Annotated in this window: 20 protein-coding genes; 8 read left to right on the top strand and 12 right to left on the bottom strand. The window is 73.5% G+C overall.

Annotated elements, in window-relative coordinates; translation table 11 throughout:
• Positions 1-57 precede the first annotated feature (57 nt).
• The 7 genes from D3P35_RS09740 to D3P35_RS09710 all read right to left on the bottom strand — a co-directional run bounded on the left by D3P35_RS09740 (position 58) and on the right by D3P35_RS09710 (position 7415).
• Complete coding sequence (locus D3P35_RS09740) at positions 58-1044, bottom strand: substrate-binding domain-containing protein (protein ID WP_198670539.1); 987 nt, start codon at positions 1042-1044, stop codon at positions 58-60.
• Between the two features lie 60 nt (positions 1045-1104).
• Complete coding sequence (locus D3P35_RS09735; protein WP_198670538.1) at positions 1105-1866, bottom strand: FadR/GntR family transcriptional regulator; 762 nt, start codon at positions 1864-1866, stop codon at positions 1105-1107.
• Between the two features lie 199 nt (positions 1867-2065).
• The gene (locus D3P35_RS09730; RefSeq protein ID WP_118134527.1) at positions 2066-2866 is read right to left on the bottom strand and encodes a phosphodiesterase; all 801 of its coding nucleotides are present in this window, start codon (positions 2864-2866) and stop codon (positions 2066-2068) included.
• Between the two features lie 324 nt (positions 2867-3190).
• The gene (locus tag D3P35_RS09725; RefSeq protein ID WP_118134526.1) at positions 3191-4474 is read right to left on the bottom strand and encodes an ABC transporter substrate-binding protein; all 1284 of its coding nucleotides are present in this window, start codon (positions 4472-4474) and stop codon (positions 3191-3193) included.
• 39 nt (positions 4475-4513) lie between these two features.
• The gene (locus tag D3P35_RS09720; RefSeq protein ID WP_118134525.1) at positions 4514-5341 is read right to left on the bottom strand and encodes a carbohydrate ABC transporter permease; all 828 of its coding nucleotides are present in this window, start codon (positions 5339-5341) and stop codon (positions 4514-4516) included.
• On the bottom strand, positions 5341-6264 hold the full coding sequence (locus tag D3P35_RS09715; RefSeq protein ID WP_118134524.1) for a carbohydrate ABC transporter permease: 924 nt from the start codon (positions 6262-6264) through the stop codon (positions 5341-5343). The genes D3P35_RS09720 and D3P35_RS09715 overlap by 1 nt, the downstream gene beginning before the upstream one ends.
• A complete protein-coding gene (locus tag D3P35_RS09710) occupies positions 6261-7415 on the bottom strand; it encodes an ABC transporter ATP-binding protein (protein WP_118134523.1) in 1155 nt (384 codons plus the stop codon). The genes D3P35_RS09715 and D3P35_RS09710 overlap by 4 nt, the downstream gene beginning before the upstream one ends.
• Before the next feature lie 574 nt (positions 7416-7989).
• Between D3P35_RS09710 and D3P35_RS09705 the strand changes: the two genes are divergently transcribed.
• From D3P35_RS09705 to D3P35_RS09675, 7 genes are all read left to right on the top strand, one after another.
• On the top strand, positions 7990-8742 hold the full coding sequence (locus D3P35_RS09705; RefSeq protein WP_118134522.1) for an amino acid ABC transporter substrate-binding protein: 753 nt from the start codon (positions 7990-7992) through the stop codon (positions 8740-8742).
• A 3-nt stretch (positions 8743-8745) separates the two neighbouring features.
• Positions 8746-9420, top strand: coding sequence for an amino acid ABC transporter permease (locus D3P35_RS09700; RefSeq protein WP_118134521.1), 675 nt, complete (start codon positions 8746-8748; stop codon positions 9418-9420).
• Positions 9417-10184, top strand: a complete 768-nt coding sequence (locus tag D3P35_RS09695; RefSeq protein WP_118134520.1) for an amino acid ABC transporter ATP-binding protein — start codon at positions 9417-9419, stop codon at positions 10182-10184. The genes D3P35_RS09700 and D3P35_RS09695 overlap by 4 nt, the downstream gene beginning before the upstream one ends.
• A 97-nt stretch (positions 10185-10281) precedes the next feature.
• On the top strand, positions 10282-15255 hold the full coding sequence (locus D3P35_RS09690; RefSeq protein WP_118134519.1) for an AAA family ATPase: 4974 nt from the start codon (positions 10282-10284) through the stop codon (positions 15253-15255).
• Positions 15252-16823 (top strand): ATP-binding protein, encoded by a 1572-nt coding sequence (locus tag D3P35_RS09685; RefSeq protein WP_118134518.1) that lies wholly within the window; start codon positions 15252-15254, stop codon positions 16821-16823. The genes D3P35_RS09690 and D3P35_RS09685 overlap by 4 nt, the downstream gene beginning before the upstream one ends.
• Positions 16820-17467 carry a response regulator transcription factor gene (locus tag D3P35_RS09680; RefSeq protein ID WP_232830447.1) on the top strand — a complete coding sequence of 216 codons (648 nt, stop codon included), beginning with the start codon at positions 16820-16822 and terminating at the stop codon, positions 17465-17467. Before D3P35_RS09685 ends, D3P35_RS09680 begins: the two co-directional genes overlap by 4 nt.
• A gap of 552 nt (positions 17468-18019) precedes the next feature.
• On the top strand, positions 18020-18871 hold the full coding sequence (locus tag D3P35_RS09675; protein WP_157982089.1) for a PfkB family carbohydrate kinase: 852 nt from the start codon (positions 18020-18022) through the stop codon (positions 18869-18871).
• A 95-nt stretch (positions 18872-18966) separates the two neighbouring features.
• On the opposite strand, the gene leuD is transcribed toward D3P35_RS09675, so the two are convergent.
• The 5 genes from leuD to D3P35_RS09650 form a co-directional block, all read right to left on the bottom strand.
• On the bottom strand, positions 18967-19590 hold the full coding sequence (gene leuD, locus D3P35_RS09670; protein WP_118134516.1) for a 3-isopropylmalate dehydratase small subunit: 624 nt from the start codon (positions 19588-19590) through the stop codon (positions 18967-18969).
• Positions 19587-20978 carry a 3-isopropylmalate dehydratase large subunit gene (leuC, locus tag D3P35_RS09665; RefSeq protein WP_118134515.1) on the bottom strand — a complete coding sequence of 464 codons (1392 nt, stop codon included), beginning with the start codon at positions 20976-20978 and terminating at the stop codon, positions 19587-19589. Before leuC ends, leuD begins: the two co-directional genes overlap by 4 nt.
• Entirely contained in the window at positions 20975-22492 is a 1518-nt protein-coding gene (locus tag D3P35_RS09660) for a tripartite tricarboxylate transporter permease (RefSeq protein ID WP_118134514.1), read from the bottom strand. Before D3P35_RS09660 ends, leuC begins: the two co-directional genes overlap by 4 nt.
• 18 nt (positions 22493-22510) lie before the next feature.
• Positions 22511-22990, bottom strand: coding sequence for a tripartite tricarboxylate transporter TctB family protein (locus tag D3P35_RS09655; protein ID WP_118134513.1), 480 nt, complete (start codon positions 22988-22990; stop codon positions 22511-22513).
• Positions 22991-23098: 108 nt separating this feature from the next.
• A complete protein-coding gene (locus tag D3P35_RS09650; RefSeq protein ID WP_118134512.1) occupies positions 23099-24127 on the bottom strand; it encodes a tripartite tricarboxylate transporter substrate binding protein in 1029 nt (342 codons plus the stop codon).
• A gap of 152 nt (positions 24128-24279) precedes the next feature.
• On the opposite strand from D3P35_RS09650, the gene D3P35_RS09645 reads away from it, so the two are divergent.
• On the top strand, positions 24280-25068 hold the full coding sequence (locus tag D3P35_RS09645) for a GntR family transcriptional regulator (RefSeq protein ID WP_198670537.1): 789 nt from the start codon (positions 24280-24282) through the stop codon (positions 25066-25068).
• Positions 25069-25075: the final 7 nt, after the last annotated feature.

Genomic DNA, 25075 nt, shown 5'->3' with positions numbered 1-25075 from the left:
GCCTCCGCCGGAGCGCCGCCCCCCGGGCCATCGCGGCCCGCGGGGCGGCCCCGGGTGTCAGTCCATCTCGTTGGCGAAGACGGATTCGCGGATGGTGGGCAGCATCTCCTCGATGTTCTCCGCGGTCACCACCACGATGGGCACGAGGATCTCCTTCTCGACCTCCTTGCCGGCGAGATGGTCGAACAGCGCGCGGCCCGAGGTTTCGCCCATCAGGTGGGGCTGCTGCATGCCCGAGGCCACCAGCTCGCCCGATTGCAGCAGCGGCACGAACTCGGGGATGCCGTCGAAGGCCGCCACCAGCACCTCGCCCTGGCGCCGGGCGGCGCGGATGGCGCGCAGCGCGCCCACCGCCGGCTGGTCGGTCTGCACGAAGAGGCCGCGCATTTCCGGGTTTGCGGTGAGCATGTCCTGGGTGAAGCGGAAGGTCTCGTCGGCGGTGTAGGACTGCATCTGCTGCAGCCCGGCCTCGCCGGCGATGCCGGCCTCGGCCATCGCGTCCTTGAAGCCTTTGGTGCGGGCCTGGCCGTTGAGCCGGGCCTGCGAGATGGCGACGATGCCCACCGAGCCGTCTTCCCAGCCCTTGTCCTTCAGCGCCGCGGCCAGCGCCTCGCCGGTGCCATGCGCGCCCTCGTAATTGTCGGAGATGATGAAGGAGACATACTCGCCGCTGTTGGTGCCGATATCGGCGATCACCACCGGGATGCCGGCCTTCTGCGCCAGCTGCAGCACGCTCGGCGCGGTGGAACTGTCGGTGGGCGAGAGCACGATGCCGGCCACGCCGCGGGCGATGGCGTCTTGCGCGTTCTGGAGCTGGGTCTGGGCATCGTTGTGCGAATCGAGCGCCTGGAAGCCGTAGCCCTCCTCGGTCGCCACCTTCTCCACGCCCCTGGAGAGGTAGCGCCAGAACGGCAGGTCGAGCCCCGGCGTGAGATAGACGATCTGGCCGGACTGCGCCTGTGCGGGCGCCCCCGCCCCGAGCGCGAGGGTGAGGGCCGAGACGCCGGCCAGCGCCAGCCCCAGCATGCTGCGACGAGTGATCATTTCGTGGTTCCTCCCGTGAAGGGCCCCGGTTGTTTTCTGATGGGGCCGTTTATTGCAAGCCTATGTATTCATTGGATTTATATCGCGGATGAAAGTGCAGGTGGTGGTGTAGATCCGCGCCTCGTGGGCGGCGAAGGCGGCCATGGCGGCGGTGCTGTCATGCGCCTCGAGCGCCTCGAGGATGGCGGTATGGTCGGCCACGCTGGCGGCGATGGCGCCGGGCAGCGACACCGCGCGGCGGCGGTGTTCCATCATGTAGGTGTAGAGGTCGGTGACGATGTCGGCGAGCAGCGGGTTTCCGCAGGCGCGGTAGACGGTGACGTGGAACTCGCGGTCGCAGATCAGGAAGCGCAGCGGGTCGCGCAGGCAGCCTGCCTGTGTGTCGAGCGAGCGGCGCAGGCGCAGGAGCGCCTCGTCGGAGATCTGCGCGGCGGCGTCGCCCACCACGCGCTGCTCGATGAGCAGGCGGGCGTGGTGCACCGCGTCGACATCGTAGCTGTCGACGTTAAGGCGGTTGGTGATGCCGATGGACATGTCGCCGAGATCGTCGGAGGCGACGCGGGTGCGCGCGCCCTGGCTCACCTCGAGGATGCCGCGGGCGGCGAGGGCGCCGATGGCGGCGCGCACGGTCTCGCGGCTGACGGAAAGGGCGAGGCTGAGTTCGCGCTCGGAGGGCAGCTCGTCGCCGCGCTTCATCAGGCCGGAGGCGATGAGGGCGGCGATCTTGTCGGCGATGACGTCGCGCATGGTCTGGCGGCGGACGTCCCGGCCGATGCCGGTCGCCTTGTCGAGGAACAGGCCATGCACGCCCGAACTTTCCACCCTCGGATCTCCCTCGCGGGGCCCCGGCGCTGTGCCCGGCCCGCCCGACGTTTCCCGGAGGCCCGACACGTGCAGCGCTGTTTCGCTGTCTACTGGACCATCCACCCTACCAGTGAGCCTAGGCGGCGCCGGCCCGGCCTGTCAAGCGGGGTGGCGCGAGGCCCCGGCTCGGGGGCCGGGGCAGCGGCGCGCGGGGCGCTCAGGGGCCGGGGCAGACCGGGGCGCGGGAGAGGCGCTGCGCCCCGGCCTCGAGCGTGTAGGCGCGGAAGCCGGCCTCGTCGATCAGCAGCACCCGGTAGGTGGGGGCGCCGCCGGTCCACCAGGGGGCCGGATCCTCGAGGTCGGCGATGAAACGGTGGCTGCAGGCCTGGCCGGAGCTGAAGGCGATGCCGGAGGGCGTGGTACCCGCGAGCGGCACGTGGATGTGGCCGAAGACCACGTGGCGCAGGCCGGGGGCATGGGCGCGCAGCCGGGCCAGCACCGCCTCGCCGTCGTGGAAGCCGATGTGGCGGAAATGCGCCAGCCCGTCGGGCATCGGCGGGTGGTGGACGAAGACCGTCACCGGCAGGGGGCCTGCTTCGGCGAGGGCGCTGTCGAGCCAGGCGAGGCGGTCGGCGCAGTAGCGCCCGCCGATCTCGCCGGCGGAATGGCTGTCGAGGAACAGGAGCCGGCCGTGGTCGGTGTCGAGGAACGACTGCACGAAGCCGGTGGCGTCGCACTCCGCCTCGGGGAACTCGGCGCGGAAGGCGGGGCGGGCGTCGTGGTTGCCGAGCAGGAAGCGCACCGGCATGGGCAGGGGGGCGAGGATCTCGCGCAGCAGGGCGTAGGCCTCGGGGTCGCCGTCATTGGCGAGATCGCCGGTGAGCACGAGGAGATCGGCATCGGCCTGGCGGGCGAGGATGTCGGCCACGGCGCCGCGCAGCTGCTCCGCCGGGTCGAGCCCGTGCAGCGTGCCGCCGGGGGGCAGGAGGTGGATGTCGGTGAGCTGGAGGATCTTCATCTGGGGATTGTCCGTGGGCAGGAGGCCGGGGCGCGGCGGCGGGCGAGGCCCCGGCGCGGGGGCCGGGGCAGCGCGGGGAAATCTGCCACGCCGGCAGGGGATCGGCGCGGCGCGGGGAGTTTGCCGTGTCGGTGGAGGACCGACGCTGCGCGGGGAGACATGCCGCGCCGGCAAGGGGCCGGGGCAACGCGGGGATATCCGCCGCACCGGTGGAAGGCCGGCGCGGCGCGGGAAAATCCGCCGGGCCGGCGGAGGGCCGGCACAGCGCAGGCATGGCTCCCGCGCCGGGCGGGACCCGGCGCGGGGCGGGCGGCGTGCCCGGGCTCAGTCCATCAGCGCGTTGGTCTGCTCGACCATCTGCGCGAGCCCGTCCTCGGGGGTCACCTCGCCGCGCATCACCGTGCCGATGATGTCACGCTGGGCGCGCCAGATGCGCACCGAGGCGCCGCCGGGGTAGCCCTGCCAGGGCAGCGAGCGGTCGGCCTGGCGCGAGGCGGTCTCCACGTTCGGGTGCTCGGCGTAGTAGGGGGCGAGGTAGTCGGCCCCGGTGGTGCGCTTGTTGGTGGGCAGGTAGCCGGTGATGCGCACGATGAGGTTCTGCGCCTCCGGGCTGGTCATGAACTGCACGTATTTCCAGGCCGCTTCCTGCTTTGCGGCGTCGGTGGCGAGCACCACGGCGGCGTTGCCGCCGGTGGGCACGCCGCCCTCCGCCTTGTTGTCGATCGGGAAGAGCGCGGTCTTCAGCTCGAAACGGTCGCCCACGAGCCCCTCGATGGTCTGGACATGGGCGGGCGTGGAGAACATGAACCCGGTGAGCCCGGCGCCGAACTGCTGGCGCGACTGGTCCCAGTCGAGCAGGCTCTGGCCGCCCTCGGTGACCATGGAGCGGGCGAGCTTCAGCGCGTTGAGCCCGACCTCGTTGTCGAAGCCCGCGGTGCCGGAGACCTCGTCGACGAGCTGGCCGCCCTGCTCGAAGACGAGCGCCTGCCACAGCCAGTCGTCCGGCCAGGAGTTGATGTCATAGGCCATGCCGGCGACCTTGGGGTCGAGCGCGTGGATCTTCGCGGCGAGCGCGATGGTGCCCGGCCAGTCGGTGGGCATGTTATCGGGGTCGGCCCCGGCCTGCCGCACCAGGTCGGCGTTGATGTACATGATCGGCGAGGAGGCGTTCACCGGCAGGCCGTACTGCACGCCGCCCACCTCGCCGAGCGCCAGCATCCGCGGCTCGAAATTGGCCGAGACGAAGGCCTCGCCGCCCGCGGCGGAGATGTGCTCGCCGAGATCGAGGATCCCGCCGCGCGGCTCGAGCGTGTGCACGAGCTCGGCGAGCAGGTTGAAGCCGGAGAAGTAGACGTCCGGCGTGCCCCCGGTGACCGCGGCGCGCAGCACCTGCTGGTGGCCCTCGTTGTAGTTGGCCGCCGGGGCGCGGAAGCGGATGGCGATGTCGGGGTTCGCCTTCTGGAACTCCTCGGCCAGCGGCTCGTAGAAGCGCGAGAAGCCGGGGTTGCAGTAGAGCACGTCGAGGGTGACGGACTGGGCGGCGGCCAGGCCGGGCAGCATGGCGCCGGCAAGGGCCGCGCCCGCGAAGAGGCGGTGAACGGGTTTCATATCAGGCTCCGTGGTGTGGGAAAGGAAGGCGGCGGGGGCTCATTTCACCCCCGTCATGGTGATGCCGGCGATGAACTGGCGGCGGGCGAGCAGGAAGCACAGCACCATCGGCGCGGTGAGCAGGGCGGCGCCGGCCATCAGCGCGCCGTAATCGGTGCCGCTCTCGGCGTTGGAGAAGAACAGCATGCCCAGCGGCGGGGTGGCGAGGGCCATGTCGTTGACCGCGATCATCGGCCAGTAGAGGTCGTTCCAGTGGGCGACCACCGAGAACACCGCGAAGGCCGCGAGTGCCGGCAGCGAGCCGCGCAGCACCAGCCGCCAGCAGATCTCCGTCTCGGAGAAGCCGTCGAGGCGGGCGGCCTCGATGATCTCGTCGGGGTAGGAGCGGAAGGACTGGCGGAACAGGAAGATGGCGAAGACCGAGAGGAAGAACGGCGCCATCAGCGCGAAGTAGCTGTTGAGCAGGTCGAGCCCGGCGAGGCCGACGAAGAGCGGCAGGGCGAGCGCCTGCATCGGCACGCACAGCGCCGCCACCACGAGGCCGAGGAACAGCCGCCGGCCGGGAAAGCGCAGCTTGGCCAGCGCATAGGCCGCCGGCACCGCGGTGAGCACCTGCACGAGCAGGATGCCGAGGCAGACCACCGCGCCGTTGAACAGGAAGCGCGCGAGCGGCACGGCGGTGGCGGCGCGGGCGTAGTTTTCCGCCACCGCGCCGGGGTCGGGCACGGGCAGGAGCGAGACGTCGAAGATCTCCTGCGGCGGGCGGGCCGAGGTGAGCAGCATCCAGTAGAAGGGCAGCAGCATCAGCGCGGCGACGAGGCCCAGCGGCACATGCGGCAGCGCGCGGCGGAGGCGGGACGGGCTCATCAGTAATGCACCTTGCGGTCGAAATGGAGGGTCTGGCCGAGGGAGAGCAGCAGCACCAGCACGAGGAAGATCAGCGTGAGGGCGGCGGCATAGCCGGTGTCGAAATACTCGAACCCCTCGAGGTAGAGCGCGTAGAGCAGCGTCTCGGAGCCGGAGCGCCCCTGGGTGAGCACGGCCACGGTCTCGAACACCTTGAAGGCGGTGATCGAGGTGGTGACGGTGACGAACATCGTGGTGGGGCCCAGCAGCGGCCAGGTGACGGTGAGGAAACGGTCGATGGCGCTCCTCGCGCCGTCGAGCCGGGCGGCCTCGTGCAGGTCCTTCGGGATGGCGGAGAGGCCGGCGAGGAACAGCACCATGTTGAAGCCCGCGATCTGCCAGGTGCCGATCAGCGCCATGGTGGGGATCAGCAGGTCGGGGTCCGAGAGGAAGCCCACCGGGCCGAGGCCCAGCCAGCCGAGCGCCGCGTTCACCGGCCCCAGCGAGGGGTGCAGCACGAATTGCCAGACCGTGGCCATCGCCACCAGCGTGGCGGTGACCGGTAGGAAGAAGGCCACCTCGTAGAAGCCGCGGCTGCGCTTGCGCCCGTGCACCAGCAGCGCCGCGCCCAGCCCCAGCCCCACGCCGCCGGGGATGACCAGCGCCACGTAGAACAGCGTGTTGCCGAGCGCGCGCAGGAACACCGGGTCGGCGGCGGCGCGGCGGAAGTTCTCCAGCCCGGTGAAGCGGGTGGCGACGGCGCCGAGCTGGTAGTCGGTCACCGAGAACAGGCCGAGCATGACGAGGGGCAGGATGTAGATGGCCAGCAGCAGCAGGGCGGCGGGGGCCACGAAGGCGAGCCCGCGGCGCGCGGCGCGGCGGGCCGGGGCGCCGCTGTCGAGGCGGGCGGCGGCGGGGTGGGCGGTGTCGAGGGCGAGGCTCATGCCGTCACCCGCTGTTGTGCCAGGGTCTCGATGCGGGTGCCGTCCGGGGCGAAGAGATGCGCGCGCGCCGAACCGAGCCCGAGGCGCAGCACCGCGTCCGGGCCGAGGCCCTCGGCCTGCGCCGCGGGCATCCGCAGGGTGAGCGGCGGCGCCTCGCCCCGGAGCAGCGACACGGTGAGGTAGCGGTCGGCGCCGTGATGCTCGGCGCGGCTCACCCGGGCCTCCGGCCCGTCCGGCGCATGGGCGGTGATGTCCTCGGGGCGCAGGCCTAGGCTGGCCGGCCCGCGCGGGGTGCCGCCCGCCGCCCGCAGGCCCAGCGGCCGGCCGGCGTGGTGCACCGCGCCGTCGGCGCCGATCTCCACCGGCAGCAGGTTGATGGCGGGCGAGCCGATGAACCGCGCCACGCTCAGGCTGGCCGGGCGGTCGTAGAGCTCGGCGGGCGTGCCCACCTGCAGCAGCCGGCCGCCCTCCATCAGGGCGATGCGGTCGGACATGGTCATCGCCTCGACCTGGTCATGGGTGACGTAGACGAAGGTGGCGCCGAGCCGGCGGTGCAGGGCGGAGAGCTCGGCGCGCATGTGCACGCGCAGCCGCGCGTCGAGGTTGGAGAGCGGCTCGTCCATCAGGAATGCGGCGGGGTCGCGCACCAGGGCGCGGGCCAGGGCCACGCGCTGGCGCTGCCCGCCCGAGAGCTGGGCCGGCCGCCGGTCGAGCAGCGCCTCGATCTGCAGCATCTCGGCGGCGCGCTGCACCTCGGCGCGGATCGAGCGGCGCGTGCCCGCCGCCCCGGGCAGCATCCGCCCGACGAGCGGCAGCCGCCCGGTGAGCGACAGGCGCCGCATGCGCAGCGGGGTGGCGATGTTCTCCGCCACGCTCATGTGCGGGTAGAGCGCGTAGCTCTGGAACACCATCGCGAGGTCGCGGGCCGAGGGGTCGTCCCCGGTCACGTCGCGGCCGCCGATGCTCACCGTGCCGCGGTCCGGTGTCTCCAGCCCGGCGATGACCCGCAGCAGGGTGGACTTGCCGCAGCCCGACATGCCGACGAGGGACAGGAACTCCCCCGGGCGCACCTCCAGGTCGATGCCCCCGAGCACTTCCGCGCCGGCGAAGGATTTTCCGATCCCGGCAAGACCGAGCCCCTGAACCGTCATGATGATCTCCTTCGAAGTCGGGGAAAGTCGGGGCTCTCATGGGGCAGGGGGACGACACGATTGTTGCGCTACAATGAAGCTTTGAAGACAGTACACCGCCGGTATGCCGGACGCCCATGCCGGTGGCCGGGCGGGGTCTGCAGCGCAGATGCGGGGAAAAAACGGCGGTTCCCGGCCGGGGTGAGGGTGGGTGGGGGCCGGCGCGGGAACCGCCTCAGGGGTCACGGATCAGGTGGGTCCGTGCAGGGACAGAGGCGACAGGACGGAGGTGCAGGGACAGCCGTCTTGACCCCTGCATGGTGCGCCTTCCCGCGCCCGCGGGATTGGACGCGAGAGGCGCGATTTGCACCGCGGGTGCGTGACGGACGCGGGATGGCCGCCGGGCGGCGGGGCGGGATATCGGCGCGCGCGCCGGGCCCGGCCCTTGCACGGGAGGCGCATCATCGCGTGTCGGCGCGGCCGCTGCGGGTATCGCGGGGCGGCCGCGCGCCCTATGATCCCCCTCCGGCAGCACTACCTTGAACCCCCGGCCCCCCCGCAACACATGAGGGCGCCGGAACAGGAGACACCCGTGATGTTCAGAGCCCTCGCCCTCGCCGCAGCCCTCGCCGGCACCACCGCGCTGCCCGCCCTCGCCGAGACCATCCGGGTGGGGATGTCGGGCGGCTACTTCCCCTTCACCTTCGTGCGGCAGGACAAGCTGCAGGGCTTCGAGGTGGACCTGATGAACGCCGTGGCCGAGCGCACCGGCGACGAGGTGGAGTTCGTCACCATGTCCTTCTCCGGGCTGATCGGCGCGCTCGCCTCCGGGCGGATCGACACGATCGCCAACCAGATCACCATCACGCCTGAGCGCGAGGCGACCTTCACCTTCTCGCAGCCCTACGTCTACGACGGCGCGCAGATCGTGGTGAAGCGCGGCAACGAGGCCGGGATCACCGGCCCGGAGGACCTGAAGGGCCGCACCGTGGCGGTGAACCTCGGCTCGAACTTCGAGCAGCTGCTGCGCGCGCTGCCCTACGCGGACGAGATCGACATCCGCACCTACGAGAGCAACATCGAGCAGGACACCGCCCTCGGCCGGGTGGATGCCTTCGTGATGGACCGGGTGTCCTCGGCGCAGGTGATCGCGAAATCGCCGCTGCCGCTGGCCCTCGCCGGCAAGCCCTTCAGCGAGATCCGCAACGCGCTGCCCTTCCGCGACGATGCCGAGGGCCACGCGCTACGCGACAAGGTGGACGCGGCCCTGACGGAGATGAAGGCCGACGGCACGCTGAAGGCGATCTCGGAGAAATGGCTCGACGCGGACGTGACCGGGGCCGACTGAGCCATGCAGGGCCTCGACATCGGCTACATGTGGGGGCTCGTTCCGGTCATCCTCGGCTATGTGCCGCTCACGCTGGGCATGGCGCTGGCGGGGATGGCCTGCGCGCTGGTGCTCGCCTGCCTGCTGGCGGTGGAGCGGGTGGCCCGGGTGCCGGTGCTCGACCGCGCGGTGGTGCTGTTCATCAGCTTCTTTCGCGGCACGCCGCTGCTGGTGCAGCTCTTCCTGTTCTACTACGGGCTGCCGCGGCTGGTGCCCTTCCTCGTGAACATCGACGGGGTGACCGCCGCGGTGATCGGGCTCACGCTGCATTTCTCCGCCTACATGGCCGAGAGCATCCGCGCCGCCATCCTCGGGGTCGACCGCTCGCAATGGGAGGCGGCGCGGGCGGTGGGCATGAGCGAGGGCGTGATGATGACCCGCATCATCCTGCCCCAGGCGGCGCGCATCGCGGCGCCCACGCTGGTCAACTACTTCATCGACATGGTGAAAAGCACCTCGCTCGCCTTCACCCTCGGGGTCACCGAGATGATGGGTGCTGCGCAGAAGGAGGCCGCCGGCAGCTTCCTCTACTTCGAGGCCTTCCTCGTGGTGGCGGTGATCTACTGGGGCATCGTGGAGGCGTTCTCCTTCCTCCAGCGGCGGCTCGAGCACCGGCTGGGGAGGGCCTACTCGCGATGATCTCCGTGCGCGGCCTCACCAAGCGCTTCGGCGACACCACGGTGCTCGACGGCATCGACCTCGACGTCCGCGAGGGCGAGCGGGTGGTGATCGTCGGGCCCTCGGGCACCGGCAAGTCCACGCTGCTGCGCTGCCTCAACTTCCTCGACCGCCCCGACGCGGGCACCATCACCATCGGTGACCTCACGGTGGAGGCGGGCCGCGCCACGCCGGCGCAGGTGCTGGCCCTGCGCCGGCGCACCGCCTTCGTGTTCCAGAACTACGCGCTCTTCGCCAACCGCACGGCGCTGGGAAACATCACCGAGGCGCTGGTGCATGTGCAGGGCCGCCCGAAGGCCGAGGCCCGCGCCCGGGCGGAGGCGATCCTGCGCGAGATCGGCCTCGCCGACCGGGCCGGCAGCTACCCCGCCGCGCTCTCGGGCGGGCAGCAACAGCGGGTGGGCATCGGCCGGGCCATGGCGCTGGAGGCGGAGCTGATGCTGTTCGACGAGCCCACCTCGGCGCTCGACCCCGAGTGGGTGGGCGAGGTGCTCGACCTCATGCGCCGGGTGGCGCGGCAGCGGCGCACCATGCTCATCGTCACCCACGAGATGCAGTTCGCCCGCGAGATCGCCGACCGGGTGATCTTCATGGAGGGGGGCCGCATCGTGGAGGAAGCCCCGCCAGAGCGCTTCTTCGCCGCGCCGCAAGACCCCCGCACCCGCCGGTTCCTCGCCCGGGTGAGCGGAGGCGGCAGCCCTGCCCGCCCGGCGGGCAGGGCCTGAGCGCGGGCAGGGGCGGCGGGCCGCCAAGGCCACTGGCGCTCGCCGCCGCGGCACGACTATACTTCCCCCGAGACGACAGCCGGAGAACCTCCTCTCAATGGCAGAACGCCCCTGGCCATCCGAGCATGGCGACACGGAGACCCTGACGCGGGACTCCCGGACAGAACTGCTGCGCGCGCCGCAGCCCGGCAAGGGCTACACGGTGCTGCTGCGCCTGGCGCTGCCGGGGGCGGAGCGGGGCCTGGCCGCGGGCATGCTGCGCCACGAGTTCGCCCTGGCCGGGCGGCTCGACCCGGAGTGGGCGGCGCGCCCGCTCGACCTGCTGGCCGAGGGCGAGGGGCTGGCGTTGCGCTGCGCCGACCCCGGGGGGCGGCCGCTGAGCGAGCTGCTCACCGAGCCGCTGGCCCCGGCGCGCCGGCTGCGCTACGCGGCCGGGCTGGTGGCGGCCGTGGCGGGCATGCAGGCCGCGGGGCTGCTGCACCGCGACCTGCGCCCCGCCCACCTGCTGTGCCGCGAGGACGGCCGCGCGCATCTCACCGGCTTCGGCCGGGCGGTGCCGGGGGGGGGGCCGGCGGGGGGGCCGGCGGAAGTGCAGGCGGGGGCACCGGAGATCCCGGCCGACGCGCTGCCCTGGGCGGCGCCGGAAAGCACCGGCCGGCTCGCCGCGCCGGCCGATCCGCGCTCCGACCTCTATGCCCTGGGCGTGATGCTCTACGAGCTGCTCGGCGGCCGGCCGGCCTTCGTGGCGCGCGGCGTGGCGGAGTGGCTCCACTGCCATGCCGCGCGTGAGCCCGCGCCGCTGGCCGAGCTCGCGCCCCGCCTGCCCGAGGGGCTGGTGCGCATCGTTCACCGGCTGCTGGCCAAGAGCCCGGAGGAGCGCTTTCCCGATGCCGCGGCGCTGAGCCTCGCCTGGGAGGCGGCGCAGCCCGGCCTGCCGCGGGCGCTGCCCGCCGGCCCGGCCCTGCCGCGGCCGCAGGCGCCGGCGCTGCTGCACGGCCGGGCCGGCGAGCGCGCCACCCTCGCCGACGCCTTCGAGCGCATGGCGCGCGGCGGCGGCACGGGGGTGGTGCTGGTGCACGGCGTCTCCGGCATCGGCAAGTCGGCGCTGGTGCGCGACGCTTTGCGCGGGCTGGTGCCGCCGCGCGGGCTCTACGCCGCCGGCAAGGTCGACCAGTTCGCCCGCGGCGCGCCCTACGCGATGCTGTCGCAGGCCTTCGGCGGGCTGATCGGCGGCATCCTGCAGCGCGCCGCCCCCGAGCGCGAGGTCTGGGCCGCGGCGCTGCGCGGGGCGCTGGGGCCCTCCGTGGCGGTGGTCGCGCCCCTGGCGCCGGGGCTGGAGCAGCTCCTCGGCCCGCTCTCCCCGCCGCCCGAGCTGCCGCCCGAGCAGGCTTCCGCGCGCTTCGACCACGCCTTCCGCGGCCTGCTCTCGGTCTTCGCGCGGCCCGAGCATCCGCTGGCGCTGTTCCTCGACGACCTGCAGTGGCTCGACCGTGCCACGCTCGACCTGCTGTGCCGGGTGCTGGCCGGGGGCGCGCCGGGGCACCTGCTGCTCGTCGGGGCCTGGCGCAGCGACGAGGTGGGCGCCGGCCACCCGCTGCACGAGCTGCTCGACGTGCTCCATGGCGCGCCGGGCTTCGACATCCGCGAGATCGCGCTCGGCCCGCTCGACCGGGCCGCCAGCGGCGCGCTGATCGGCGAGGCGCTGCGCATGCCGCGGGCCGCCATCGCCCCGCTCGCCGAGGCGCTGGAGGCAAGCTGCGACGGCAACCCGCTGCACCTGCTGCAGCTTCTCTCCGCCCTCGCCGAGGAGCAAGTGCTGCGCCACGATGCGGCCAGCGACAGCTGGAGCTGGGACGAGGCGGCGGTGCGGGCCCGGCCCGGCCGGGTGGTGAGCGAGATGCTCGCCTTCCGGCTCGGCCGGCTGTCGGAGCCGGCGCGCGGCCTGCTGCTGCGCTTCGCCTGCCTCGGCGCCCAGGTGGAGACGGAGGTGCTGGCCTCCGCGGCGCGCATGGCCCCGGAGCGGGCGGCCGCCCTGCTCGAGGAGGCGCTGCGCGACGGGCTGGTGCTGCGCCGCGGTGCCGGCTGGGCCTTCCTGCACGACCGGGTCCAGGAGGCCTCCTACGCTCTCGCGGCCCCGGCGGAGCGCGCGGCGCTGCACCTCGATATCGCCCGGGCGCTGGCCGCGGCCTCCGGCGAGGCGCCGCCGGCGGCGCGCGCCTTCGCCATCGCCGCGCAGTACACGCTCGCGCTGCCGGCTGTCACCGCCGAGGCCGATCGCCGGGCGCTGGCGCGCTTCTACCTCGATACCGCGCGGCACGCCCAGGCCACCGGCGCCTGCCGCGCCGCCCAGACCTATGCCGCGGAGGGGCTGGGGCTGCTCGGCCCCGAGCCGGCGGCGGAGGTGGCGGGGCTGGCCTTCGAGCTCGGCCTGCTGCGGGCGGAATGCGCCCTGCTCGATGGCGCCGCGCCCGAGGCGCTCGCCCGGCTCGAGCCGCTGGACGACCAGGCGCCCGGCATCGCCGAGCGCGGCGCCGTCGCGGCGCTGCGCATCACCGTGCTGCTGGCGCTCGACCGCTCCGACCAGGCCATCGCCGCCTGCCTCGGCTTTCTCGCCCGGCAGGGCACCCGCTGGGAGCCCCACCCGCCGGCGCAGGCCGCGCGCGACGAGTATGCGCGGTTCCTGGCCGCGCTCGGCGAGCGGCCGGTCTCCGGCCTCGTCGCGCTGCCGATGATGACCGACGAGGAGGCCCGCGCCACGATGGACGTGCTGGCGGCCGCCCTGCCGCCGGCCTTCTTCTCCGACGAGAACCTGGTGGCGCTCATGCTCTCGCGCATGGCCAACATCTCGCTGGAGCGCGGCCTGTGCCATGCCTCGGCCCTGGGCTTCGCCTATCTGGGGATGATCACCGGCCCCGGCTTCGACGACTATTTCCGGGCCTACGAGTACGGGCAGCTCGGGGTGGCGCTGCTGGAACGCGGGCTGGAGCGCTTCCGCCCGCGCGTGCTGATGACCTTCGCCTACCACGTCTCGCCCTGGACCCGGCCGGTGCGCGCCGAGCGCGCGCGGCTGACGCGCGCCTTCGAGGAGGCGCGCGAGAGCGGCGACGTGACCTACATGGGCTTCACCTCGGTGACGCTGGTGAGCTCGATGCTCTGGGCGGGCGACCGGCTGGAGCAGGTGCAGCGCCTCGCGGAGGTCCGGATGCAATACGTGCGGCAGGTGCAGTTCGGCCTGTGCATGGACATTCTCACCAGCCAGATCCGCATGGTGCGGGCGCTGCGCGGCCTCACCCGCGAACTGGGCAGCTTCGACGGGCGCGCCTTCGACGAGGCCGCCTTCGAGGCGCGGCTGGCCGCGAACCCGGCCCTGGCCATCGCCGCCTGCTGGCACTGGCTGCGCAAGCTCGAGCTGCGCGTGATCGCGGGCGATGCCGCCGGCGCGGTGGAGGCGGTGCGCCAGGCCGAGCCGCTGCTCTGGACCAGCTCGGGCCACCTGGAGATGGCGGAATACCATTTCCACGCGGCCCTCGCGCATGCGGCGCTGGCCGGGCGCTCGGGGGCGGAGCTGCACCGCGCGCGGCTCGCGCACCACCTCACCCGGCTCGACCGCTGGGCCGGGGTGAACCCCGGCGATTTCCGCGCCCGCGCCGTTCTGGTGCGCGCCGAGAGCGCCCGCCTGTCCGGCCGGCGCGAGGAGGCGATGCGGCTCTACGACGAGGCCATCCTCACCGCGCGTGCCCAGGAGGTGCCGCAGGTGGAGGCGCTGGCCTGCGAGCGCGCGGCGCGCTTCCATGCCGGCCAGGGGCTGGCTGCGCTGGAGGCCGCCTTCCTGCGCGAGGCCCGCGCCGCCTGGGATCGCTGGGGCGCCACGGCACGGGTGCTGCAGATGGACCTCGAGCGGCCCGACCTGCGCCCCGACCCGGCGGAGGCGGAGATGGCCTCGGTCTCGCTGCCGGGCGTGGCGATCGCGGCGCTGCAGCGCGGCTCGCGGGCGATGTCCGGGCCCGGCGGGCTGGCCGAGCTCACGCCCACGCTGCTTGAGCTGGTCGTCGAGCATGCCGGCGCCTCGCGCGCGGTGCTCCTGGTCGCCGCCGGCGAGAAGCTGCGCCCGGAGGCGGAAGCCTATGTGGACACGGCGGGTGTGTGCACCCGCCGCCTCGACCCCGCGCAGGCGCCGCCGCTGCCCTGGAGCGTGCTGGAGGCCTGCGCGGCCGAGACCCGGCCGGTGCGCATCGACGACGTGCGCGCACCGGGGCCCTTCTCCGCCGATGTCTACTGGCAGGAGGCCGTGGCGCGCAGCTTCCTCGCCCTGCCGCTGATGCGCCGGGGCCGCGCGGTGGGCGTGCTGATGCTGGAGAACGACCTCGCCGCCCAGGCCTTCCCGCCCGAGCGGGTGGAGATGCTGCGCCTTCTCGCGAGCCAGGCCGCCGCGGTGATCGAGGCCGCCAACCTCGAGGAGAAGGACAGTCTCCTCAAGGAGGTCCACCACCGGGTGAAGAACAACCTGCAGCTCATCATGAGCCTGCTCAGCCTGCAGGCCGGCCGCATCGCCGACCCCGAGACCGCGATGCTCTTCGCCGATGCGCGCGACCGGGTGCGCTCGATGGCGCTGGTGCACGAGAGCCTGTACCGGCTGGGAAACTTCGCCCGCGCGCCGATGCGCCCGCAGCTCCAGGCCATCTGCGCCCACCTGTTCCGGGCCTATGCGCCGGCGGGCGGGCTGGTCGACCTGCGCACCGACATCGAGGACCTGCAGCTCGACCTCGACCGGGCGGTGCCCTGCGGGCTCATCGTGAACGAGCTGGTCTCCAACGCGCTCAAGCATGCCTTTCCGGGCGGGCGCCGCGGCATGGTGCTCGTCTCGCTGTTGCGCCGCGGGGCGGAGCTGCGCGTCGCGGTGCGCGACGACGGCATCGGGCTGGCGCCCGACACCGCCCCGGGCGAGGCGGACACCCTGGGCCTGCAGCTGGTGGGCGACCTCGCCGCACAGCTGCGCGGCCGGGTGGAGGTGCGCCGCCAGGCCGGCACCGAGATCGCGGTGATGTTCCACGCCGGCGCGGCGGCGCCATGAATTCCGCCCGTATCCTGATCGTGGAGGACGACCGCGTGGTGCAGCGCGACCTGCGCCAGCAGCTCGTCCGGCTCGGCCACCAGGTGGTGGGCGCCTCGGCCAGCGGCGAGGAGGCCGTCACCCTCGCCGCCCGCCATGTCCCGGACATCGTGCTCATGGACATCCGCCTCGAGGGCGAGATGGACGGGGTGGAGGCCGCCCGCCGCATCCGCGAGGCGCAGGCCATCCCGGTGATCTACCTCACCGCCTATGCCGACGACGACACCGTGCGCCGCGCCGCGGTCACCGAGCCCTTCGGCTACCTGCTCAAGCCCTTCGAGGAGCCGCAGATGCGCACCGTCATCCAGATGGCGCTCTACAAGCGCGACACGGATGCGCGGCTGCGCCGGAGCGAGCGGCGCTATGCCGCCACCCTCGCGGGCATCGGCGACGGGGTGATCTCCTGCGACATGGCCGGGCGGGTGGAATACATGAACCCGGTGGCCGAGCGCCTCACCGGCTGGAGTGCCGCCCTCGCCCATGGCCAGCCGCTGGCCCGGGTGATGCCGGTGCGCGACGAGGAGAGCGGCCGCTCGCTGCCCGACCTGGCCCTGCTGGTGATGGCGGGCGCCGCGGCGCCGGAGGGCGGGCTGCCCGGGCCGGGGGGCGACGGCGCTCCGGCGGCGGCCGGGGCCGGGGGCGCGGTGATCGAGCGCAGCGCCGAGCTGGTGCCGCGCGACGGCCCGGCCGTGGTGATCGAGGAGCGCGGCGCGCCGATACCCGACGACAGGGGCGGCCGGGCCGGCGCGGTGATCACCTTCACCGACATGACCCAGCGCCGCCAGGTGACCAACGCGCTGCGCAAGGCGGAGGCCGACCTCGCCCATATCTCGCGGCTCACGCTGATGGGCGAGCTGGCCGCGGCCGTGGCGCACGAGGTGAACCAGCCGCTGATGGCCATCGCGGCCAATGCGGGCGCCTGCCTGCGCTGGCTCTCCGACGAGCGCCCCTCGCCGGAGAAGGCCCGCGGCGCCGCCGAGCGCATCGTGCGCGATGCCGACCGCGCCGGCGAGGTGGTGCGCTCGATCCGGGCGCTGGCGCGCCGGGCCCGCTCGCGCGCCGGGCCGGTCGCGCTCGAGCCGCTGGTGAGCGAGACCCTGGCGCTGGTGCGCGCCGAGCTGCAGCGCGGCGCGGTGCGCACCGAGCTCGTCGCGGCGCCGGACCTGCCGCGGCTGCACGGCGACCGCGTGCAGCTCCAGCAGGTGTTCCTCAACCTGGTGGTGAACGCCATCGAGGCCATGGCCGGGGTGCAGGACCGCCCGCGCGAGCTGCGCATCGCCCTCGACCTGCACGAGGGCGAGCTGCGCGTGCGGGTGGCCGACACCGGGCCGGGCATTCCCGACGCGCAGGCCGCGGAGATCTTCAACGCCTTCTACTCCACCAAGCCCGAGGGCACCGGCATGGGCCTGTCCATCAGCCGCTCCATCGTCGAACTGCACGGCGGGCGACTCTCGGTCTCGCCAGGCGCGGCTTTTGGCAGTACCTTTACCGTCAACCTGCCGATCGGGCGCCGGAGACACGCCAGATGACACAGATGCTCACCCCGCCGCCCGAACCCCCCGCCGGCCGCGCCGCCACCCCCACCGTGGTGCTGATCGACGATGACGACGCGGTGCGCGAGGCGCTGGAAGGGCTGCTCGACTCGGTCGGGCTCGCGGCGCGGAGCTTCGGCTCGGTGCAGGAATACCTCGAGGCCGCGCCCGGGGTGGAGCTCGGCTGCATGGTGCTCGACGTCCGCCTGCCCGGGCGCAGCGGCATCGACTTCCACGACGCGATGGTGCGCGGCGGCGCCGACCTGCCGGTGATCTTCATCTCCGGCCATGCCGATGTCCCGATGTCCGTGCGCGCGATGAAGGCCGGGGCCTTCGAGTTTCTCACCAAGCCGGTGCGCCACCAGGAGCTGCTCGACGCGATCCACCAGGCGATCGAGAGCCACAGGGCGCGGCGCTCAGGCCGCTGCCAGCTCGTCCGGCTGCGCCGCCGCTACGACAGCCTCACCCCGCGCGAGCGCGATGTGGGCGCGGGCGTGGCCCGCGGCCTGCTCAACAAGCAGATCGCCGGGGAGCTGGGCCTCTCCGAGGCCACGGTGAAGCTCCACCGCGGCAACCTGATGCGCAAGATGGAGGCCGGCAGCGTCGTCGACCTCGTGCGCATGCTCGACCGGGTGAGCTGACCGGGAAGCGCGCCCGCCGCCGAGGTTTCGCAGGCACCGGCGGGGCGCGGGACCCCCGCGCCCCGCCTCGAAAACCTGCGCGCCATCCTGTTGCCCAGCAGCTTCGGCGCGCGCGGCCTCCCGAGCCGGCGCCGCGGAGGCCCACGGTGGCTCCGTCGCTCTCCCGCCCCCGGCCGCGGCCGCGCTGCCCGTCTCCTCCGCCGGCGGCTGTCGGCCCGGGGGCTCTCGCGACGCCCCTGACCCTGCGTGACAGGCCCCGAGCCGCGAATGGGCCGGCAATGCGGCGCCGGGGCGGGGGCGGACCTCCGCCGGGGCGGCCCGCGTGGCACGCCAGCGCGGCGAGGGCGCGCCGGAATGTGCCGGCAACGCCCCTCGTGGCCGCGAGCCCGTGGCCGTCCCGGCAGCCCCTGCCGCGCCCGGAGCGAGCGGCGGGAGATTCCACGGGCATTCGCCGGGCGCCCGGGGCAGTATCCGGGCCATGTCCGCCGCTGCCCGCACCGCGATTCTGCCTCACCCGCCCTCGCGGGCCCCGTGCCATCGGGGCGCGGGCTGATGACGCGGGAGATTCTCGTCATCGGCAGCGTGAACCATGACCGGGTCTGGCAGCTCGCCGCGCCGCTGGTGCCCGGCGCCCGGCTCGACTGGTGCTCGCGGCGGATGACGCTCGGCGGCGGGGGGCTCAACACCGGCATGCGCCTGCTTTCGCTGGGCCGCCCGGTGGCGCTCGTCACCCAGGTGGCGGAGGACCGGCGCGGCACCGCCACCCGGGCGTTCCTCGCCCGCGCGGGCTTCGGCATGGACGGGGTGGCCACGGTGCCCGGCCCGGCGCGCATCACCGAGATCCTGCTCGGGGCCGACGGCGAGCGCACGATCCTGTTTCCGCCGGGCGCCCGGCCGCCGCTCGAGGCCCGGCCCGGCCCCGCTTGCGCGGCCTACGTGAACGCGCGCCGCCTCGGCCCCGGGCTCCGCGCCGCCCTCGGCCGGGTGGCGCTGGTGATGACGCAGCTCCCGCCCGGTGCGGCGGATGCGCGCCCGGCCGACATCGCCATCACCTCGCGGGCCGATTTCCCCGGATCCGCCCCGCGGGACCTGCTCGCGCAGGCACGCCGTCTCTGCGGGCCGCGGCTGCGCCTCCTGGTGCTCACCGACGGGGCGCGGCCGGTGACGCTGCTGGGCTCCGGCCCGGAGGCGGAGGAGGTTTCGGTGCCGCCCGGCCCCCGGGTGCGCGTCGCCAACGCCACCGGGGCGGGCGACAGTTTCGCCGCCGCCTTCCTGCATGCCACGCTCGACGGTGCCGCCCCCGCCGGTGCCGCCGCCGAGGCCTGCCGCCTCACCGCGCTCTGGCTCGAGGATCGCCCCCCGCTCGCCCTCCCCGCGGACGCGGCGCCCCGGCCCGGGGCCTGAGCCCCCGGCCCTGCGCCCGCGCCCGGCCCGCGCAAGCGGGATCGTTCGCCGAGCGGGGGCTCGATGCCCCCCGAGGCGAAGCCTCCCCGGCCGGGTCAGCGCGCCGTGGTGCGGGGCAGGGCCCAGGGGGTGGCGGCAAGATAGGCGGCCTCGAAGCGCGCGATGCTCTCCTCCTCCTCCAGCGTCTCGGAGAGCTCGTCGAGCCCCAGCAGCAGCCGGCGCTTCACCTGCGGGTCGATGTCGAAGGCGATGGGCGCCAGCCTCTCCGCCTCGATGCGCTGCGCCTCGAGGTCGACATGCGTCTCCGCCCCCGGATGCGCCTCGAGCCAGGCGCAGAGCGTGGCGCGCTCCGCCTCGGGCAGGGCGACGGTCAGCAGCCCGTTGCGCGCCGCGTTGTTGCGGAAGATGTCGGCGAAGCCCGAGGCCACCACGGTGCGGATGCCGTGGTCCCAGAGCGCGTAGACCGCCGCCTCGCGCGAGGAGCCGCAGCCGAAATTCGCCCCCGCCACCAGCAGTGCCGGCGGCGCGGGCAGGCGGTTGAGCGGGAAGTCGGGCCGCGGGCGGCCCTCGGGGTCGAAGCGCAGGTCGTGCAGCAGCTGGTCGCCGTAGCCCTCGGTGCGCGAGCGCTTCATGAAGCGCGCGGGGATGAGCTGGTCGGTGTCGACGTTGTCGCGCGGCAGGGCGGCGCCGGGGCCGGTGACGGTGGTGAAGGGGGTCATGCCGCGGTCTCCTCCAGGGCGCTCAGGTCGGCCCGGGGCAGGGCGCGCACGTCGGTCACCCGGCCGGTCACCGCCGCCGCCGCCACCATGGCCGGGCTCATCAGGTGGGTGCGCGCGCCCGGCCCCTGCCGGCCGCGGAAATTGCGGTTCGAGGTGGAGGCGCAGCGCTCGCCCGGCGCCACCCGGTCGCCGTTCATGCTCACGCAGAGCGAGCAGCCGCTCGCCCCCCATTCCGCCCCCGCGGCGCGGAAGATGCCGGCGAGCCCGGTCTCCTCCGCCCGCCGGGCCACCGCCTCGGAGCCGGGCGAGACGAGGAGCGGCACCGCCACCTGCCGGCCCTTCAGCACCGCCGCCGCCGCCAGCAGGTCGGAGTAGCGCCCGTTGGTGCACGAGCCGATGAAGGCGCGCTGGATCTCGATGCCGTCCACCGGCGCGCCGGCCGTGAGGCCCATGTAGTCGAGCGCCTCGGGCTGGGTGTCGGGCACCCGGCCGGTCACCGGGGCCACGTGCTCGGGGCTGGTGCCCCAGGTCACCATCGGCGCCACGTGGGCGGCGTCGATGCCCACCTCGCGGGCGTAGGTGGCGCCGGGGTCGCTGCGCAGCGCCGCCCAGGCCTCCAGCGCCCGGGCGCGCTCGGCGCCCGCGGGCGCCATCGGCCGGCCGTCGAGCCAGGCGAAGGTCACCTCGTCGGGCGGCACGATGCCGGAGCGGGCGCCCATCTCGATGGTCATGTTGCACAGGGTCATCCGCGCCTCCATCGAGAGCGCGCGGATGGCGGCGCCGGCGTATTCCACCGCGTGGCCGGTGGCCCCGCCGGTGCCGATGGTGCCGATGATGTGCAGCGCGAGGTCCTTGGCGGTGGTGCCGGCGGGCAGGGCGCCCTCCACCGTGATGCGCATCATCGGCGGCTGCTTCTGCCACAGGCCCTGGGTGGCGAGCACATGGGCCACCTCCGAGGCGCCGATGCCGAAGGCGAAGGCCCCGAAGGCGCCGTGGGTGGCGGTGTGGCTGTCGCCGCACACGATGATGGTGCCGGGCAGGGTGAGCCCCTGCTCGGGCATCGCCACGTGCACGATGCCGCGCCGGGTGTCGCCGATGTCGAAGCTCTCGATGGCGTGGCGCGCGGTGTTGCGCGACAGCCGCTCGATCATCGTCACGGTCGCCTCCGTGGCGCGCTCGGGGGCGGAGGGGGCGTAATGGTCGGCCACGCCGAAGGTGAGCTCGGGGTGGCGCACCGGCCGGCCGGCGGCGGCGATCTTGTCGAAGGCGTGGTGCGAGCCCTCGTGCAGCAGGTGGCGGTCGACGAAGAGCAGGTCGGCGCCGTTGCGCGTCACGATGCGGTGGGCGTCCCAGATCTTCTGGACGAGGGTGCGGGGAGCATGGGTCATGACAGGGCCTCCCTGGCCTTGCGGCGGCGCCTGGTGCGGCGCTTGCCGAGTTCGGAGATCACCACCGAGGCCACCAGCAGGGCGATGAAGCACAGGGTGATGGGGCGGCCGAGCACGAAGGCGGGGTCGCCGCCGCTGATCTGCCAGCTGCGCACCAGCTCGCCCTCGGCCATCGGCCCCACGAGCAGCCCCACCACGGTGGCGGTCACCGGGTAGTCGTAGCGGCGCATCAGCCAGCCGAGCGCGCCGGCCCCGGCCACGGTGAGCGGGCCCACGATGCTGCCGGTGATGGCATAGGCGCCGGTCATCGAGATGGCGATCACCCAGGGCACCAGGTAGCGCAGCGGCGCCTTCACGATGGAACTGGCGAAGAAGACGAAGGCGAGCCCGACCACCAGCAGCAGGGCGGCCTGCACCATGTTGCCCAGGATGATGGCATAGACGACATCGGTATTGTCGGCGATGAAGCGCGGGCCGCCGGTGACGTTGTGCATGGCGAAGGCGCCGAGCAGGATGGCGGTGCCCGCGCCGCCCGGCAGGCCGAGGGCGAGCAGGGTCACCATGCCGCCGCCCTCGGAGGAGGAGTTGGCCGATTCGGAGGCGATCACGCCCTCGGGGTTGCCGCGCCCGAAGCTCTCGGGCTGCTCCGCGCCGCGCTTGGCCATGGCGTAGGAGGCGAGATTGGCCACCGAGGCGCCCACGCCGGGGATGATGCCGATCAGCGTGCCGGTGAGCGAGCCGCGCAGCACCGCCGGCCAGCGGCGCAGCGTGTCGCGCACCCCGGCGAGGATGGGTTTCATCCTGAGCGTGCGCAGGCTCTCGTCGGAGACGATATAGTCCCGCCCCGCCATGTTGATGAGCTCGGACGCGGCGAAGAGGCCGATCAGCGCCGGGATGGCCGGGATGCCGTCGAGCAGGTACATCGAGCCGAAGGTGCCGCGCATCAGCCCGGTGTCGGAATAGCCCACGGTGCTGATGAGGATGCCCAGGATGCCCGCGGCGATGCCCTTGGCAAAGCTCGCGTCGTTGAGCACCGCGATGAGCAGCAGGCCCCAGATGGCGACCACGAGCATCTCGGTGGGCCCCAGCAGCAGCACCCAGCCCGCCACCGGCCCGACGATCAGCAGCAGGATGGCATAGCCCGCCAGCGTGCCGACCACCGAGGCCGCGAGCCCGATGCCGAGCGCCTCGCCGTGCCGGCCGGCCTGGGCCATCGGGTAGCCGTCGAAGGCGGTGGCGACCGCGCTGGAGGTGCCGGGGATGTTCATCAGGATGGCGGGAATGGCGCCGCCGAAGCCGCCGCCGGTGAAGACCGCCGAGAGGAACAGGATCGCCGGCAGGAAATCCATGTAGAGCGTGGCGGGCAGGAACACCGCCATGGCGATGGAGATCGACAGGCCCGGCACGGCGCCGAAGATCAGCCCGATGAGCAGGCCCGGCGGCACCACCAGCCAGGCCATGGCGTCGCTGCCCAGCAGGTGCAGCGCGCCGGCGAGGGCGGAGAGGTCAATCATGTCTGGGCTCCCGGCGCATCACATGAGGAGGGTGGGCAGGCGGACCATCAGCAGATCGTGGAACACCCACACCAGCAGGCCCGTGCCGAGCACGGCGTTGAGCGCGATCAGCCAGATCCGCCGCTCGCCCTGGATCAGCAGCGCGATGGCGATGAACAGGGCCGTGCCGAGGTCGAACCCCGCGAAGGGCAGGCTCGCGGCGTAGACGCAGATCAGCACCAGCAGCGCCACCGGCCGGGCGTTGCCCTTCAGCGCCGGCAGCTTCGCCGCGGCGGGGATGGCGCGCAGGGCGGCGGCGTCGCGCAGCGCCGCCCAGGCGAGGGCGATCACGCCGACGCCCGCCGCCGGCAGGATCATCAGCCAGTCCACCGTGGAGCGCGCGCTGTCGAGGATGCTCCACGCATAGCCGAGCATCGCGAGCGCGAGTGCCGCGGCGAAGACGATGCCGCCCGGCTTCGGCCGGTGGCGGGGCGGGGTGGGAGCCTGTTGCTGTGTCATCCGAAGTGCCTTCCGCTGCTCTCGGCGTCCCGGCCGGGCTGGTGGGGTCCGGCAGGGGAAACGGGCGCGGCCGCGGGGGGCAGGCCCCGGCGCGGCCGCGCCGCGGGGTCAGTTCACCAGATCGGCGTGGGAGCTGAGGGCCTCGTAGGCCTCGTCGACCATGGCCTGGCTCTCCTCGGGCCCCACCCAGTCGGCGCCGACACCGGCGGATTTCGCGGCTTCGGCATATTCCGGGCTCTCCACCACCTGGCGGTAGGCGTCGAGCAGCTTCGCGTAGCGCTCCGGGTATTCCTGCTCGAAGGCGGCGGGCACCATCAGGCCGGTCACGTTGCCGCCGATGATCGGCTGCTTGCCGGCGCCGAGTTCGGCCATCGCGTCGTTGAGCAGCGGCGCGCCGAGGCTGTCGGGGTCGGAATCGTTCACCACGGCGAGGACCCGCAGGTTGTCCATGATGCTGCGCGCGCCCTCGGCGGCGATGATCTCGAAATCCACCTGGTTGCCGGCCAGCGCCGCGCGCAGCGGCGAGCCGCCGTCGTAGGTGACGAAGCGCAGGTTGTCGAAGGGGATGTCGAGCGCCTGCATCATCACCAGCGTCTGCATGTGGCCGCCGTTGGCATAGACCACGCCGGTGGAGACGCGGCCGGGCTCCTTCATCGCGTCGATCAGCTCGGCGAGGCTCTGGTACGGGCTGTCCTTGTGCACGGCGACGATGCCGTAATCGTTCCACTGCGCGTTGAGGAGGCGGAAGTCCTCCCATTTCACCGGGGCGCCGCCGGTGAGGATGGCATTGGCGAGATAGGGCGTGGCCTGCATGAGCAGCAGCGTGTTGCCGTCCGGATCCTGCCGGGCCACCCAGGTGGCGCCGAGGCCGCCGGCGCCGCCGGGGCGGTTTTCCACCACCACGGGCTGGCCGAGGATCTTCGACATCGGGTCTGCGAGGGTGCGGGCCATCCGGTCGGCGCTGCCGCCGGCGTTGAACGGCACCACGATGGTGATCGGGCTGTCCGGCCAGTCCTCCGCCGCCGCGGCGCGGCCGGTGGGGGCGAGGGTCGCGGCACCGACGAGGCCGGTCAGCGACATGGCGGCCGCAAGCCGGGCCACGAAACGGCGCCGCCCGGCGCCTGTCCAATTGCGCATGGTTTCCTCCCAAGCATGTCGGCCAGGTTCGGCCGTTTATGGGCACGAGAGCACCATGGTCCTAATGTTATGTCAATATAACATTTGGCTTGGTGACCGGCCGCTCCCGCGCTATGGAAGGGCGAGGCGCAACACCGCACCGGGAGGAAGAGATGCCGCCGAGACACGGCCCCGACAGGCAGATCCTCGAGGAATCGGCCATCTGGCCGAAGCACCACCAGGTGTATCTCGTGCTGCGCCAGCAGATCCTCGACGGCACCTGGGGACCGGAGGCGCCGCTGCCCGGCGAGATGGCGCTGGCCGCCCAGTTCGGCGTGTCGCGAATCACCATCCGCAAGGCGATGGAGCGGCTCACGCAGGAGGGCAGCGTGGAGCGGCTGCGCGGCCGGGGCACCTTCGCGCGGCGCGATCCGGGGGTGTCGCCGGTGGGGGCGAGCCTGTCGGGGAATTTCGAGAACCTGATGGCGCTGGGGCTGAAGACGGACGTCGCGGTGATCGAGTTCGGCTACCTGCGCGCGCCCGCCGATGTCTGCGCCGCGATGCAGCGGCCCGAGGGCACGGTGATGCAGCGCGTGGTGCGGGTGCGCAGCCTGGAGGGCCAGCCCTTCAGCCATCTCACCACCTGGCTGCCCGAGGAGATCGGGCGCAGCTTCACCCGCGAGGACATGGAGCGCATCTCGCTCCTGCGGCTGATCGAGCGCTCCGGCCACCGGGTGCAGAGCGCGCGGCAGACCATCTCGGCCCGGCTCGCCACGCCCGACGTGGCCCGGCTCCTGCAGATCGAGCCGGGCGAGGCGCTGATCTCGGTCAACCGCACCGTGTCGGACGCCGAGGGCCGGCCGGTGGAGCGGATCTTCGGCCTCTACCGGCCGGACACATACGAGCATGAAACCAGCTTCGAGCGCAGCGCGGACGAGGCGACCCGGGTGTGGAACACCTGAGGGAAAC

It is taken from the genome of Oceanicella sp. SM1341, from assembly GCF_003448965.1.
GTDB lineage: Bacteria > Pseudomonadota > Alphaproteobacteria > Rhodobacterales > Rhodobacteraceae > Paroceanicella.
This window is presented reverse-complemented; position numbering and strand designations above follow the sequence as displayed.

Coding starts and splice junctions, on each gene's coding strand:
- D3P35_RS09720 (WP_118134525.1), bottom strand. CDS start 5,341: ATGAGCCCGTCCCGCCTCCGCCGCGCGCTGCCGCATGTGCCGCTGGGC.
- D3P35_RS09700 (WP_118134521.1), top strand. CDS start 8,746: ATGCAGGGCCTCGACATCGGCTACATGTGGGGGCTCGTTCCGGTCATC.
- D3P35_RS09715 (WP_118134524.1), bottom strand. CDS start 6,264: ATGAGCCTCGCCCTCGACACCGCCCACCCCGCCGCCGCCCGCCTCGAC.
- D3P35_RS09650 (WP_118134512.1), bottom strand. CDS start 24,127: ATGCGCAATTGGACAGGCGCCGGGCGGCGCCGTTTCGTGGCCCGGCTT.
- D3P35_RS09675 (WP_157982089.1), top strand. CDS start 18,020: ATGACGCGGGAGATTCTCGTCATCGGCAGCGTGAACCATGACCGGGTC.
- D3P35_RS09655 (WP_118134513.1), bottom strand. CDS start 22,990: ATGACACAGCAACAGGCTCCCACCCCGCCCCGCCACCGGCCGAAGCCG.
- D3P35_RS09695 (WP_118134520.1), top strand. CDS start 9,417: ATGATCTCCGTGCGCGGCCTCACCAAGCGCTTCGGCGACACCACGGTG.
- D3P35_RS09685 (WP_118134518.1), top strand. CDS start 15,252: ATGAATTCCGCCCGTATCCTGATCGTGGAGGACGACCGCGTGGTGCAG.
- D3P35_RS09710 (WP_118134523.1), bottom strand. CDS start 7,415: ATGACGGTTCAGGGGCTCGGTCTTGCCGGGATCGGAAAATCCTTCGCC.
- D3P35_RS09660 (WP_118134514.1), bottom strand. CDS start 22,492: ATGATTGACCTCTCCGCCCTCGCCGGCGCGCTGCACCTGCTGGGCAGC.
- leuD (WP_118134516.1), bottom strand. CDS start 19,590: ATGACCCCCTTCACCACCGTCACCGGCCCCGGCGCCGCCCTGCCGCGC.
- D3P35_RS09705 (WP_118134522.1), top strand. CDS start 7,990: ATGTTCAGAGCCCTCGCCCTCGCCGCAGCCCTCGCCGGCACCACCGCG.
- D3P35_RS09730 (WP_118134527.1), bottom strand. CDS start 2,866: ATGAAGATCCTCCAGCTCACCGACATCCACCTCCTGCCCCCCGGCGGC.
- D3P35_RS09725 (WP_118134526.1), bottom strand. CDS start 4,474: ATGAAACCCGTTCACCGCCTCTTCGCGGGCGCGGCCCTTGCCGGCGCC.
- D3P35_RS09690 (WP_118134519.1), top strand. CDS start 10,282: ATGGCAGAACGCCCCTGGCCATCCGAGCATGGCGACACGGAGACCCTG.
- D3P35_RS09680 (WP_232830447.1), top strand. CDS start 16,820: ATGACACAGATGCTCACCCCGCCGCCCGAACCCCCCGCCGGCCGCGCC.
- D3P35_RS09645 (WP_198670537.1), top strand. CDS start 24,280: ATGCCGCCGAGACACGGCCCCGACAGGCAGATCCTCGAGGAATCGGCC.
- D3P35_RS09740 (WP_198670539.1), bottom strand. CDS start 1,044: ATGATCACTCGTCGCAGCATGCTGGGGCTGGCGCTGGCCGGCGTCTCG.
- leuC (WP_118134515.1), bottom strand. CDS start 20,978: ATGACCCATGCTCCCCGCACCCTCGTCCAGAAGATCTGGGACGCCCAC.